The organism is Pseudomonas gebzensis (assembly GCF_034427815.1).
GTDB lineage: Bacteria > Pseudomonadota > Gammaproteobacteria > Pseudomonadales > Pseudomonadaceae > Aquipseudomonas.
Window position 1 is genome coordinate 47,476 of the sequence record NZ_JAXQNS010000008.1, and the last position, 13,080, is coordinate 60,555.

The window sequence follows — 13,080 nt, forward strand, 5'->3', positions numbered from 1 at the left end:
GACGAGCTGGGCGACATGGCCTCGGCCGTGAACCGCTTCATCGACAAACTGCAACCCATCGTCCGTGAAGCCGGTGAGGTGGCGCAGCGTACCGGCGTCGAAATCGATGCCATGGCCCAACGCAATGCCGGTGCCGACACCGCTGCAGCGTTGCAGCGCGATGAAGTGGCCGCCAGCCTGCGCGACCTGTCGAGCATGGCTGACGAAGCGCAGTCTGAGAGCCAGGCCATGCAGGCCGCTTTGCAGCAGGTGGTGGACATCCGCCAGGCCACCGACGAAAACAGCCGCAGCTCCACCCAGCTGGCAGGCCTGATCGAAAACCTGGCCGGCCAGGTGGAATCCGGCTCCCAGGTCATCGAGCGCCTGGCCCGGCAGAGCGAGCAGATCGAAGTGGTGCTGACGGTGATCCACGGCATTGCCGAGCAGACCAACCTGCTGGCCCTGAACGCCGCCATCGAAGCGGCGCGCGCCGGGGAAACCGGGCGCGGCTTTGCCGTGGTGGCCGACGAGGTGCGGGCGCTGGCAAGCAAGACGCAATGCTCCACCGGAGATATCCAGGCGCACATCACCGCGTTGCAGCAAGGCGCCAAGGACGCCGTGGCGACCATCAGTCAGGCTGGCCTCAAAGCCAGTGAGGGCTTGAAAGTGCTACGCGACAACGAGCGCCGTCAGCAATCGGTGCAGGTTGCCGTGGAGCAGGTCCATGCTGCCATCGGCCTGGCCACCCGCGCCGCCGAACAGCAGGCCAGTGGTGCCCAGGCCGTGCGCGGCCGGGTGCAAACCATCCATGCCCAGGCCGAGCGCTCGGCCGCGGTGGTGATGCAGACCACGGCCAGCAGCAAGGTGCTGGATAACCTGGCGGCGCAGTTGCGGGCGAGTCTGGGGCAGTTCAAGGCCTGAGCCGGGACGCCGTTCGAGCCGGCTGTGCCGGCTGCAACGGTTCTGCCCAGGCAACATCAGCAGGGTTGCGAGGGCCGATGAACCCTTTCGCAAAGCCAGCGTCACCCGTGTCGGCTAAGCCCGGTTCAGGTACATCCGTGTCGTCAACAGATACACCGGCAACCCCGACACCACGATCAGCAACGCCGCATACGGCGCCGCTGCGGCGAACTCGACATTGGCCGTGTGCGACCACACCTCGGTGGCCAGCGTGGTCATGCCGGTCGGGCTGAGCAGCAGCGTTGCAGTCAGCTCCTTCATGGCGTCGAGGAACACCAAAGCAAACGCAGCCGCCAGCGCGGGGAAGATGATCGGCAGGGTCACTCGGCAGAACGCTGCAAGGCTGCTGGCGCCCAGCGTGCGAGCGGCCTCTTCCAGGGTCGGCGAGGCCTTGTTCAGCGCGGTACGCACCGGCGCCTGCGCCAGCGGCAGGAACAACAGGGCGTAGGCCAGGATCAGCAGCGCTGTGGTCTGGTACAGCACCGGCACGTAGTGCAGGGCAAAGAACACCAGCGTCAGTGCGATCACCAGGCCTGGCAGCGCGTGCAGCAGGTACGGCAGGCGCTCGGCCCAGATCGCCAGGCGACCCTTGTAGCGCACCACCAGAAAGCTGATCGGCAGTGCCAGCAGCACACAGAAGGCCGCGCCGCCCAGCGACACCGACAGCGACGTGAGCAGCGCCGTACCGATTTCCGCCACTGGAAAGGCTGCCGAAGAGCCCACACTGAGCCAGTAACCGAGCATCGCCAGCGGAATGCCACTGCCCAGAATGGCCAGGCCCAGGCAGAACGCCTGCGCCAGTGGCGCCCAACCCCGTAAACGTATGGGCGCGGCGCGGCGCGCCACGCCCTGGCCGATGCGCACATGCCGGGCCTTGCCGCGCACGCGCAGCTCCAGCCAGAGCATGATCAGGCACAGCGCCAGCAGCACGGCCGAGAGCATGGCCGCGTTGGCGTTGCTGAACTCCAGCTCGAACTGCTGGTAGATCGCCGTGGTGAAGGTCTGCAGGCCAAGGATCGACAGCGCGCCGAACTCCACCAGCATGTGCAGGGCGATCAACAGCGCTCCGCCCAGCATCGCCGGCCACAGCAGCGGCAGGGTGATCTTGAAGAACACCCCCCAGCGGTTGCAGCCCAGGGTGCGCGCCGACTCTTCCAGCGAGGTGTCGACGTTACGCAAGGTCGCGGCCACCGGCAGAAATACCAGCGGGTACTTCGACAGCGCCATCACCAGAATCGCCCCGCCCAAACCCTCGAAATCAGCGCTCAGCGACACCCAGGTAAAGCTGCTGACAAACGACGGCACCGCAAAAGGCAGGCACAGCACCACGCCCCACAGACGCCGGCCGCGCAGGTCGCTGCGCTCGAGCAGCCAGGCCAGCGCCATGCCCACCACCATGCACACCGTGGTGACGCCGAGCATCAGCATCAAGGTGTTGCGCAACAGCCCCCATACGAACGGGCGCCAGAGCAGGTGCAGCGCTTCCTGCCATCCCGCCTCCCACGCTTTCATGGCGACATACAGCAACGGCAACAGGCTCATCGCCACCAGCAGCAACACGGGCAAGAGCACCCAGATCGAAGGGCGCTTGCGCTTGGGGACGTAACGCAGAGTAGCCGTGTTCGGCAGGGCGGCAGTCATCAGAGCAGACCGACCTCACGCTCGAGTTCCAGTGCTTCTTCGGCATTGCCGAGGTCTGCCGGGGTGATTTTCGGCGGACGCAGGTCTTCGAACGGTTTCAGGCCACGGTCGGAGACCATGCCTTTGTGCAGCGGGTACTCAGCCGTGGTCTGGGTGATGACCCGCTGACCTTCCTCGCTGGCCATCCAGTTCAGCAGGGCCTGGGCTTCCTTGGGATGCTTGCTGGCCTTGACCGCCGCCGCACCGGAAATGGTCACCAGGCCACCGGCGTCACCGTCGGCCAGGTAATAGAGCTTGGAGTCCAGCTTGCCGCGCTCACGCTCCAGGGCGTACCAGTAGTAGTTGTTGACCAGCACCGCAGCGACTTCGCCTTTTTCCACGGCCTTCAACGCGACCATGTTGTTGGTGTAGGTCTTGCCGAAGGCCTTGAGGCCGGTCAGCCAATCTTCGGCGGCTTCGCGACCGTGCATTTTCAGGATGGCCACGGCCTGCTCCTGAAACGCGCCGCTGGTAGGCACGAAGCCCACACGGCCTTCCCACTCGGGATCGGCGAAATCCATGACCGATTGCGGCAGGTCTTTTTCGTCGATCTTCTTCGGGTTGAACACCACCACGCGGGTGCGCGCCGTCACGCCCATCCAGGTGCCGTTGGCGGCAACGTACTCCTTGGGCAGCATGTCCAGGGTGGCGGGGTCGATCTTGGCCAGCAGGCCCAGCTCGCCGAGGTTGTTCAGGGGCGGGGATTCTTCCGTGTAGATGATGTCGGCCGGCGAGCGATCGCCTTCCTCGATGATCTGGCTGGCCAGCTGGTTGCTGCTGCCCTTGCGGATGTTGATATGAATGCCGGTCTTGGCCTCGTAGGCCTTGGCGATGGCGTCGCCGATTTCCTTGTGCTGACCGTTGTACAGGGTCAGCGTGACCGGGTCGGCGGCCATCGCAGCGGGGGCGCCGAGGGCCAGGCCAAGCACGGCGGCGGCCAGGGTGCGCATCAGCGAATTCGTGCGGATCGTCATGCGGGTAGTTCCTCGCGTACGGCTACATATTTGGAAACAATGGTAAACGAAATTGTTTCTCAAGTGGCTGCATGGAAGAAAATTCATTCGTGTCGTGATTGGCGTTTGCGGCAACCAGGCCTGAAGACGATCCAGCGCTCAAGGGGTCGAGTCAGCTGCACTGTGCGTCGCGTTGGAGGGTGCTGTCGTGCAGCCTTGCACCACCGTTACGGCGCGGTCTTGCGCTGGCGCAAGCGTGGTATCCAGGCATTCCCCACTGAGCAGTGAAACGCTTTCGACATCTGCGCGGCGGTCGCTTTGCAGTCATGATTCAGCACTGCCGGCAATGCTGTGGCGCACCCGCCAGGCCACTAGCAACGCCAGCACCAGGCCCGCGCTCAGGCATGGACCAGCAGCATCACGCCGCCGCCCACGATGGCGCCGATGAACAGCGCCGCCGAACGGATGCTGCCGGCGCGCAGCTGTTCGCTGCGCGGCAGCCATTGCACGGCCAGGGCGTTGAGTGGCACGTCCATCCAGGTTGCGAGGGTGCTGATGGCCAAGGTCATGGCGAACAGCGCCATGCGCTGCTCGATGAGGTCGTGGCGGCCGATCAGCCAGTACAGCACCAGCAGTGCGGCGCTGAGCAGCAGCATCCAGTGCACCAGATGACCCTTGCCCAGGCGCACTCGCTGCACCGGCACGGCCAGTAGAAACTTGAACACCGCCGGCAGGGCGGCGAGCTGGAACAGGCCAATTTCAGTGCGCTCCAGCCGTACTGGCGCATGACCAGGGGCATGCCGAACATCAGGTAGATGCTGGGCACCGCCAGGGCCAGGTTGAGCCAGCCGAACAGCAGTTGCAGGCCGGCGTTTCGTCCAGGCGTCATCGGGTCATCCTCGCGGGCGTCGGGCGATCACCGCGTTCACCGGAGTCACCGGGAAACGCAGGCCGCTGAGCTGTTCCACGGCGTTGAAGCCGGCGTGTTGCAGGCGTTGCGCCAGGTCGCCTTCCTCCAGCACATGACGGCCCTGCAAGCGCATGTGCAGGTAGTAGGGCAGCACTTGGGCAGCGGCCTGGCGCTCACGCGGCACTTCGGCCTGGCAGCACACCAGTAGCCCGCCGGGGCGCAGGGCGGCGTAGAGACGGCGCAGCATGGCCGGCAGGTCGTCGACGAAATGCAGTACCGAGGAGCACCAGATCAGGTCGAACTCGCTGCCGATGTCATCCTCGTTAAGGTCGCCGCCCCGGGCTTGCAGGCGCTGCTGCAGCCGGGCGTGCTCGATGTTGCCGTGGGCCACTGCGGCGGTTTCGGGATACTCGAACACCACCCCGTGCAAGTCGGGCAGTGCCTGGGCCAGGGCGATGGCCACCAGCCCCGGGCCACCGCCAAGGTCGAGCATGCGCTGCAGGTGACGACATTCGGGCAGGCGCTCAAGCAGCGCGCAGGCCACCTCGCGGGTCACGGCGCGCTGTTCCTGGGCGATCTGCAAGCGCGCGGCATTGGCCCAGGCGCTGTCCATGGCCGTAGGCGTGGCAGCGGCAGGGGCCATGCCGTTACGCAGGTAGTCGCTCAGCTGGCTGCCGGTATGGCGCAGCACCCGGTGACGAAACTGCAGGGCATCGCCGCAGTACTGGTTGGCCGCGCTGTGCAAGTGCTGGTCGGCCACCGGCAGGTTGCGGTAGTGCGGCGGTTGCTGGGCATCACGCTCCAGCAACGCCAGGCTCCACAGCAGCTCGAGCACCAGGCCGGTGCTGTGGCGGTCCAGGTTCAGCCTGTCGGCCAGGCGCTCGGCCGGCGTGAAGTGTTGCAAGTGATCGAACAGGCCGCAATCCAGCGCGGCTTGCAGCGCATCGGCGCCAAGGCCGCCAAGTTGCAGGTCCCAGCACGGTTGCAAGGGGTGCGATTGGCCCAGGTCCTGGGCCTGCGGGTGCGGCTGTGAGCGTTGAGGCACGGTAACTCCCTGTCCATGGCCACGACTTGATGTAAACAACGCGTGGCCGAATCACTGATAAAGGTGATATATATTAAATGAGAATCATTCAGTATAAGTATGCGAGCCGGAGCCGTTTCTATGCGCTGCACCGGCCGCTGCACTTCAGGGACGTCTGTCATGAACATATCGAAAGGGAGCTGCCGCCTCGGCCTGAACTCACCGCGCCAGCGCAACGTGCAAGCCGATGGCCGCTTGTGCCTGCAGCTGGACGAAACCCTCGGCCAGTGCCACTCCGAGCTGTTGCAGCTCGAGCAGGGCCTGTCGCTGGGCCGGCTGCACTACCACCCGGTACGCACCCTGATAGAGGAAACCGCAGGCCCGCATGACGGCCATGTGATGGTGGTCACCCTCGGTCTGCAGGGTAGGTCGGGTTTCATCGGCCAGGACGGCAGCAGCCTCGCGTTCGAGGCCGGACACACCACGATCACCGCGTTTCGCGCCACCCCCGGCGAGCGCCGTTACCAGGCCAATGAAACAGCCTCACAACTGCGCGTGGTGATCGACCAGGCCACCTTGTGCAAGTACGTTGGCCAGGCCCGTGCCGAGCAGGTGCTGGGCAGCGGGCGGCTGCAGCGGCTGGATTTTCGCCCCAGCTCCAAGGCTGCACAGGCCCACGCCGCTGCGCTGGTGCGCTACCTGCAGCCCGGCCTGCTGGATCCGGCCAACCGCCTTGATCTGCACATCCATACGCTCAGCCTGCTGGCGGAACAGTTCAACCTGCTGGCGCCACCACAGACCACTGCTGCACCGCTCAGCACGCAGGACATCGAACGCTTGGAGCGCGCGCGGAACCTGCTCTGCGAGCAGTTGCACACACCGCTGACCGTGGAATACCTCGCCACCTCCGTGGGCATGAACGAGCACAAGCTCAAAGAAGGCTTTCGTCATCTGTTCGACAGCACCCCGGCCAAGATGCTGCTCGACCTGCGCATGCGCAAAGCCATGACCCTGCTCGAATCCGGCCAGCAGGTTGCGCAGGCGGCCTGGCAGGTGGGCTACAAGTACCCGAACAATTTCACCGTGGCCTTTACCCGCTACTTTGGCCGCGCGCCAAAAACCATCTTTGGCCGCAAGCGCTGATCGTTTGTCTGAGCACCTTTGGTGGGGCCTATGCGTATCGGCAAACCGAGGGGGCGTTGAAAGGCGAGAAGACCTGCTGATCGCAGCGGGTCGTTCGAGGGGCGGGGAGGGGGAGGGGAATCAAAAAACGCAGACAAGAAAAAACCCACTAGCAAGCTAGTGGGTTTTTAATATGGTGCCCAGGAGAAGACTCGAACTTCCACGACCGTTAAGTCACTGATACCTGAAACCAGCGCGTCTACCAATTCCGCCACCTGGGCAAAGCTTTTCATCTACAGCGTACTGCGTGAATCTGTTGCTGATCGACAGACAAACCTGCTATCTATCAATCCGAATATTTGGTGCCCAGGAGAAGACTCGAACTTCCACGACCGTTAAGTCACTGATACCTGAAACCAGCGCGTCTACCAATTCCGCCACCTGGGCACACATGTCAAGATCATCTAGTACATCGCAAACTGTTCAAGCTTTACAAGACCGTCTATCTCGACTACAACGTCGGCTGTCCGTCGTTGTGGTGCGCACTATACGGACGCACCCTAACCCTGTAAACCCCCGCGGTGAAAAATTTTTGAAAAAGTCCAAGCCGTTGATTCCGCAGGCCTTAGTAAGCGCAACGTCAATCAGCAGGGGGCTGTCCAAGGCTGAGATTTCCAGTTTCAATACGCCTATGCCAAACTTCTTCTCTATATATACCAAGGTGAACCCCTTCTGATGGCCGATTGGCAATCCCTCGATCCCGAGGCCGCTCGTGAAGCGGACAAATACGATAACCCTATTCCCAGCCGCGAGCTGATCCTGCAGCGCCTGGCTGAGCGCGGTGAACCCGCTGCCCGCGAGCAACTGGCAGAGGAGTTCGGCCTCGACGGGGAAGAGCAGATCGAAGCCCTGCGCCGCCGTCTGCGTGCCATGGAGCGCGACGGTCAGCTCATCTACACGCGCCGCGGCACCTACGCCCCGGTCGATAAGCTCGACCTGATCTGTGGCCGCGTCTCCGGCCACCGTGACGGTTTCGGCTTCCTCATCCCCGATGATGGCAGCGATGACCTGTTCCTCAGCCCTTCGCAAATGCGCCTGGCGTTCGACGGTGACCGTGGCTTGGCCCGGGTGTCCGGCACCGACCGCCGTGGCCGGCGTGAAGGTGCGTTGATCGAAATCATCTCGCGCGCCCATGAAAGCGTGGTCGGCCGCTACTTCGAGGAGGGCGGAATCGGCTACGTGACCCCCGACAACACGAAGATCCAGCAAGAAGTGCTGGTCACCGCTGGGCGTAACGGCGGTGCCAAGATCGGTCAGTTCGTCGAGATCAAGATCACCCATTGGCCCACCCCGCGCTTCCAGCCGCAAGGTGATGTGGTCGAGGTGATCGGCAACTACATGGCCCCGGGCATGGAAATCGACGTTGCCCTGCGCAGTTACGATATTCCGCACGTCTGGCCGCAAGATGTGATCAAGGAAGCGCGCAAGTTCCGCTCCGAAGTCGAAGAAAAGGACAAGGAGCGCCGGGTCGACCTGCGCCACCTGCCGTTCGTCACCATCGACGGCGAAGACGCCCGCGACTTCGACGACGCCGTGTACTGCGAGCCGCTTGGCAAGCTGCGCCTGTTCTCCGGTGGCTGGCGCCTGTTCGTGGCCATCGCTGACGTGTCCAGCTATGTACGCCTGGGTTCGGCGCTCGATGTCGAAGCCCAGCAACGCGGCAACTCGGTGTACTTCCCCGAGCGCGTGATTCCGATGCTGCCCGAAGAGCTGTCCAACGGTCTGTGCTCGCTGAACCCGCACGTCGATCGCCTGGCCATGGTCTGTGAAATGACCATGAACAAATCCGGCCAGATGGTCGATTACCAGTTCTACGAAGGGGTGATCCACTCCCATGCGCGCCTGACCTACAACAAGGTCAGCAGCATGCTCGAACATGCCCGTACCCGTGAAGGCAAGGCGCTGCGTGACGAGTACAGCGCGGTGCTGCCTGACCTCAAGCACCTGTATGCGTTGTACAAGGTGTTGCTGTCGGCCCGTCATACCCGTGGCGCGATCGACTTCGAGACCCAGGAAACCCGCATCATCTTCGGCGATGACCGCAAGATCGAAGAAATTCGCCCAACCGTGCGCAACGATGCGCACAAGATGATCGAGGAATGCATGCTGGCGGCCAACGTCGCCACCGCCGCGTTCATGCAAAAGCACAATGTGCCGTCGCTGTACCGCGTGCACGATGGTCCGCCGCCCGAGCGGCTGGAGAAACTGCGCGCCTTCCTCGGCGAGCTGGGCTTGTCGCTGCACAAGGGCAAGGACCCGTCGCCCAAAGACTACCAGGCCTTGCTGGCGAGCATTTCCGGTCGCCCGGACTTCCACCTGATCCAGACCGTCATGCTGCGCTCGCTGAGCCAGGCGGTGTACAGCGTCGAGAACAACGGCCACTTCGGCCTGAACTACGAGGCGTACACCCACTTCACCTCGCCGATTCGTCGCTACCCCGACCTGCTGGTGCACCGCGCCATTCGCAGCGTCATCCGTTCGCGGGTGGAAACCCCGCACGTCAAACGTGCGGGTGCGGTGAGCATTCCCAAAGCGCGTATCTATCCGTACGACGAGCCTGCCCTCGAGCAGATGGGCGAGCAGTGCTCGATGACCGAGCGCCGCGCCGATGAGGCCACGCGCGATGTGGTCAACTGGCTCAAGTGCGAGTACATGCGTGACCGCGTCGGGGAAACCTTCCCTGGTGTGATCACCGCCGTAACCGGCTTTGGCTTGTTCATCGAGCTGACCGATATCTACGTTGAAGGCCTGGTGCACGTCAGTGCGCTGCCGGGGGATTACTACCACTTCGACCCGGTTCACCATCGTCTGTCTGGCGAGCGTACCGGCCGCAGCTTCCGCTTGGGTGACACCATCGAAGTCAAGGTGATGCGTGTCGATCTCGAGCAGCGCAAGATCGACTTCGAGCTTTCTGAAGCGGCGGTCAACGCACCGGTCGGGCGCAAGCAACGTGGCACTGCCAGCGCTGCTGCCCCCGCCGCCGAGCCTGCGGCAACGCCGGAAGCGGCGCGGATCAACCCCAAGCCGCGCAGCCGCAAGAGCGAAACTGCCAATGCCTATTTCCCCAAAGACGCCGTAGAGCGCAATGCCGAAGTGCGCAAGAGCCGGGAAATGAAAAAGGCCCTGATGACCGATGCGCGCAGCAGTGGCGGCGGCAAATCCGACAAGTCGTCTGGCAGGTCCGATGCCGCTGGCAGCAAGACGGCGAGCAAGAACAGCAGCGGCAAAACCAAGCACCGCAAGGGCAGCACGTCCAAGCCCGGCGCAGCACGTAAAGGCAAGAGCACCTCATGAGTCAGCTGGAAAAGATCTACGGCGTGCATGCGGTGCAGGCGCTGTTGCAATACCACCCCAAGCGGGTCAAGCAGATCTGGCTCTCCGAAGGGCGCAGTGAGCCGCGCCTGCAGGCGCTGCTGGCGCTGGCCGCAGAGAACCGTGTCGCGGTCGGCCAGGCCGAGCGCCGCGAGCTCGATGCCTGGGTCGAGGGCGTACACCAGGGCGTGGTGGCCGATGTCAGCCCCAGCCAGGTGTGGGGCGAGGCGATGCTCGACGAGCTGCTCGAGCGCGCGGAAACGCCGCCGCTGATTCTGGTGCTCGATGGCGTTACCGATCCGCATAACCTCGGCGCCTGCCTGCGCACCGCCGATGCCGCCGGCGCCACTGCCGTGGTCATCCCCAAGGACAAGTCGGCAACCCTGACCGGCGTGGTGCGTAAAGTGGCCTGTGGTGCTGCCGAGGTGATTCCGCTGGTGGCCGTGACCAACCTGGCGCGCACGCTGGAGAAACTCCAGCAGCGCGGTTTGTGGGTCGTGGGCACGGCAGGCGAAGCCGAGCAGGAAATCTACCAGCAGGACCTCACCGGCCCGCTGGTGATGATCATGGGCGCCGAAGGGCGCGGCATGCGCCGGCTGACCCGCGAGCACTGCGATTTCCTGGTCAAGCTGCCGATGTCGGGCAGTGTCAGCAGCCTGAACGTGTCGGTCGCGACGGGTGTCTGCCTGTTCGAGGCGGTACGCCAGCGCCAAGCCAAGCGCTGAGGCCTGGCGGGGCAACGGTGTGGCGTCGGTTCTGCCGCGGCACACCGTCTACGGGCTAGCCCTGGACGTGCCCTGGCTGTTCAAATAATCGCCAATTACCTTGCGTGTGCCACCCACCTTCTCTACAATTGCGCGCCTTGCCCTGCAGGCCGGTACACAAGTGCCTGTTTTCCGTGGCAAGCCTCACCGTTTCATTCACTCCTTGTCTGACCAGTGTTCCTGGCAGGCTACTAACCCGTAAGGAGCATTCATGCGTCATTACGAAATCATCTTTCTGGTCCACCCGGATCAGAGCGAGCAAGTCGGCGGCATGGTTGAGCGTTACACCAAGCTGATCGAAGAAGACGGCGGCAAGATCCACCGTCTGGAAGACTGGGGCCGTCGTCAACTGGCCTACGCAATCAACAATGTTCACAAGGCTCACTACGTGATGCTGAACGTTGAATGCACCGGCAAGGCGCTGTCCGAGCTGGAAGACAACTTCCGCTACAACGATGCCGTGATCCGTAACCTGGTCATCCGTCGTGACGAAGCCGTTACCGGTCCGTCCGAGATGCTCAAGGCCGAAGAGAACCGCAGCGAGCGCCGTGAGCGTCGCGAACGTCCTGAATCTGCTGATGGCGCCGAAGGCGATGACAGCAATGACAGCGACAACAGCGATAACGCTGACGAGTAATCCACGGACTTTTTGAGGAGCCTATTACATGGCACGTTTCTTCCGTCGTCGTAAATTCTGCCGCTTCACCGCTGAAGACGTGAAAGAGATCGACTTCAAAGATCTCAACACCCTGAAAGCTTACGTATCCGAAACCGGCAAGATCGTTCCAAGCCGTATCACCGGTACCAAAGCTCGTTATCAGCGTCAGCTGGCTACCGCTATCAAGCGCGCCCGCTTCCTGGCCCTGCTGCCCTACACCGACAGCCACGGCCGCTGAGACCGGGTTTATCGACAAGTAGCAAGGGATACGCATGCGAGCGTTAGCTGATTTCATCATGCGCGGTCGTGTGCAGGCCACGGTAATCGTGGTCGGTTGTGCGGCATTGCCGCTGCTGTTCTGGTTGAGTGCCGCCGCTGTGAGCCTGGTGTTCCTGCGGCGCGGTTTCAAGGATGCTTCTCCGGTCATCGCCTGGGCATTATTGCCCATGCTGGCCTGGTGGAGCCTTGGCGATCCGCTGATCCTGTTCGGGATGTGCGGAACGTTGGGCCTGGCGGCGCTGTTGCGCGCCGGGCATTCCTGGAACCGGGTGCTGTTGGTCAGCGTCGCCCTGGGCCTGGTGTATGGGTTACTTCTGAGCTCGGTGTTCCGCGAACCGATCGAAGCTCTGGCGCGAGCGCTTGAAAAAGCCCTGCCGCAGATGCTCGACGGCTTCTACCAGAAACTCTCGGTAGAGGAACGAACCCGGCTCGGAACGCACCTGTTCCCCCTGGTCACCGGAATGATGGCAATAGGGTTACAGGTTATCTGTGTCCTGACCTTGATGTTGGCTCGCTACTGGCAGGCCGCGTTGTACAACCCCGGTGGTTTCGCCCGCGAGTTTCAGGCGGTGCGTTTCACCCCGGTGCCAGCCATGATGTTGCTGGCAGGTGTCATGTTCGGCCCGACCCTTGGTTCGGGGCTGGCGTTGTTGACACCGTTGTGCAGCGTGCCGCTCGCGCTCGCAGGCGTTGCCCTGGTGCACGGTCTGGTCGCGCAAGGACGACTGTCGAGGTTCTGGCTGGTTGGCTTGTACGTAAGCCTGTTGTTCATGCAGTTGACGTATCCGTTGCTCGTGGTCCTGGCCATTGTCGATAGCCTGATTGATTTTCGCGGTATCAAGTCCCGTCAACGCGACGATGACCCCGCGAACGGTGAAGGTTAAAAGTTAAGAGGTTTTACCAAATGGAACTGATCCTGCTGGAAAAAGTCGCTAACCTGGGCAACCTGGGCGACAAAGTTAAAGTCAAATCCGGTTACGGTCGTAACTTCCTGCTGCCGTTCGGCAAGGCCGTTAGCGCCACTGCCGCCAACCTGGCTGCATTCGAAGAGCGCCGTGCAGAGCTTGAAAAAGCCGCTGCAGACCGCAAAACTTCGGCTGAAAGCCGTGCTGCCCAACTGGCCGAGCTGGAAGTGACCATCACTGCCACCGCTGGCGACGAAGGCAAGCTGTTCGGTTCGATCGGCACCCACGACATCGCTGACGCCCTGACCGCCTCCGGCGTTGAAGTGGCCAAAGCTGAAGTTCGTCTGCCGAACGGCACCATCCGTCACGTCGGTGAATACGACGTTGCCGTGCACTTGCACAGCGACGTTGAAGCCACCGTTCGTGTGGTTGTGGTCGCTGCCTAAGCTGCGATGATCGGCTGGCCCCTCGCGG

Annotated in this window: 11 protein-coding genes, 2 tRNA genes and 1 pseudogene; 8 read left to right on the plus strand and 6 right to left on the minus strand. The window is 63.0% G+C overall.

Annotation, left to right across the window (positions count from 1 at the left end):
* Positions 1 to 195: 195 nt before the first annotated feature.
* Entirely contained in the window at positions 196 to 900 is a 705-nt protein-coding gene (locus SJI00_RS22640) for a methyl-accepting chemotaxis protein (protein WP_416221057.1), read from the plus strand.
* A 114-nt stretch (positions 901 to 1,014) separates the two neighbouring features.
* On the opposite strand, the gene SJI00_RS16000 is transcribed toward SJI00_RS22640, so the two are convergent.
* From SJI00_RS16000 to SJI00_RS16015, 4 genes and pseudogenes are all read right to left on the minus strand, one after another.
* Complete coding sequence (locus tag SJI00_RS16000; RefSeq protein ID WP_322462688.1) at positions 1,015 to 2,580, minus strand: ABC transporter permease; 1,566 nt, start codon at positions 2,578 to 2,580, stop codon at positions 1,015 to 1,017.
* Positions 2,580 to 3,593, minus strand: a complete 1,014-nt coding sequence (locus SJI00_RS16005) for an extracellular solute-binding protein (protein ID WP_322462689.1) — start codon at positions 3,591 to 3,593, stop codon at positions 2,580 to 2,582. The genes SJI00_RS16000 and SJI00_RS16005 overlap by 1 nt, the downstream gene beginning before the upstream one ends.
* 386 nt (positions 3,594 to 3,979) lie before the next feature.
* Positions 3,980 to 4,461, minus strand: a pseudogene (locus SJI00_RS16010) (MFS transporter); the annotation flags it as partial.
* A gap of 4 nt (positions 4,462 to 4,465) precedes the next feature.
* The gene (locus SJI00_RS16015; protein ID WP_322462691.1) at positions 4,466 to 5,527 is read right to left on the minus strand and encodes a class I SAM-dependent methyltransferase; all 1,062 of its coding nucleotides are present in this window, start codon (positions 5,525 to 5,527) and stop codon (positions 4,466 to 4,468) included.
* A 159-nt stretch (positions 5,528 to 5,686) separates the two neighbouring features.
* Here SJI00_RS16015 and SJI00_RS16020 point away from each other — a divergent pair, with 159 nt between their 5' ends.
* Entirely contained in the window at positions 5,687 to 6,649 is a 963-nt protein-coding gene (locus SJI00_RS16020) for a helix-turn-helix domain-containing protein (RefSeq protein WP_322462692.1), read from the plus strand.
* Positions 6,650 to 6,822: 173 nt separating this feature from the next.
* Here SJI00_RS16020 and SJI00_RS16025 read toward each other — a convergent pair.
* Together SJI00_RS16025 and SJI00_RS16030 are read right to left on the minus strand one after the other, a co-directional pair.
* Positions 6,823 to 6,909: transfer RNA gene (locus SJI00_RS16025), tRNA-Leu, on the minus strand.
* Between the two features lie 79 nt (positions 6,910 to 6,988).
* Positions 6,989 to 7,075 (minus strand) — tRNA-Leu (locus SJI00_RS16030).
* Positions 7,076 to 7,363: 288 nt separating this feature from the next.
* Here SJI00_RS16030 and rnr point away from each other — a divergent pair.
* From rnr to rplI, 6 genes are all read left to right on the plus strand, one after another.
* A complete protein-coding gene (rnr, locus tag SJI00_RS16035; RefSeq protein WP_322462693.1) occupies positions 7,364 to 9,982 on the plus strand; it encodes a ribonuclease R in 2,619 nt (872 codons plus the stop codon).
* The gene (gene rlmB, locus SJI00_RS16040) at positions 9,979 to 10,725 is read left to right on the plus strand and encodes a 23S rRNA (guanosine(2251)-2'-O)-methyltransferase RlmB (RefSeq protein WP_322462694.1); all 747 of its coding nucleotides are present in this window, start codon (positions 9,979 to 9,981) and stop codon (positions 10,723 to 10,725) included. Before rnr ends, rlmB begins: the two co-directional genes overlap by 4 nt.
* 250 nt (positions 10,726 to 10,975) lie before the next feature.
* Positions 10,976 to 11,401 carry a 30S ribosomal protein S6 gene (rpsF, locus tag SJI00_RS16045; protein ID WP_322462695.1) on the plus strand — a complete coding sequence of 142 codons (426 nt, stop codon included), beginning with the start codon at positions 10,976 to 10,978 and terminating at the stop codon, positions 11,399 to 11,401.
* Between the two features lie 28 nt (positions 11,402 to 11,429).
* Positions 11,430 to 11,660: a 30S ribosomal protein S18 gene (gene rpsR, locus SJI00_RS16050; RefSeq protein WP_003249563.1), complete on the plus strand. Its 231-nt coding sequence runs from the start codon at positions 11,430 to 11,432 to the stop codon at positions 11,658 to 11,660.
* Positions 11,661 to 11,694: 34 nt separating this feature from the next.
* The gene (locus SJI00_RS16055) at positions 11,695 to 12,585 is read left to right on the plus strand and encodes a YybS family protein (protein WP_322462696.1); all 891 of its coding nucleotides are present in this window, start codon (positions 11,695 to 11,697) and stop codon (positions 12,583 to 12,585) included.
* Positions 12,586 to 12,605: 20 nt separating this feature from the next.
* A complete protein-coding gene (rplI, locus tag SJI00_RS16060; protein ID WP_312936601.1) occupies positions 12,606 to 13,052 on the plus strand; it encodes a 50S ribosomal protein L9 in 447 nt (148 codons plus the stop codon).
* Positions 13,053 to 13,080: the final 28 nt, after the last annotated feature.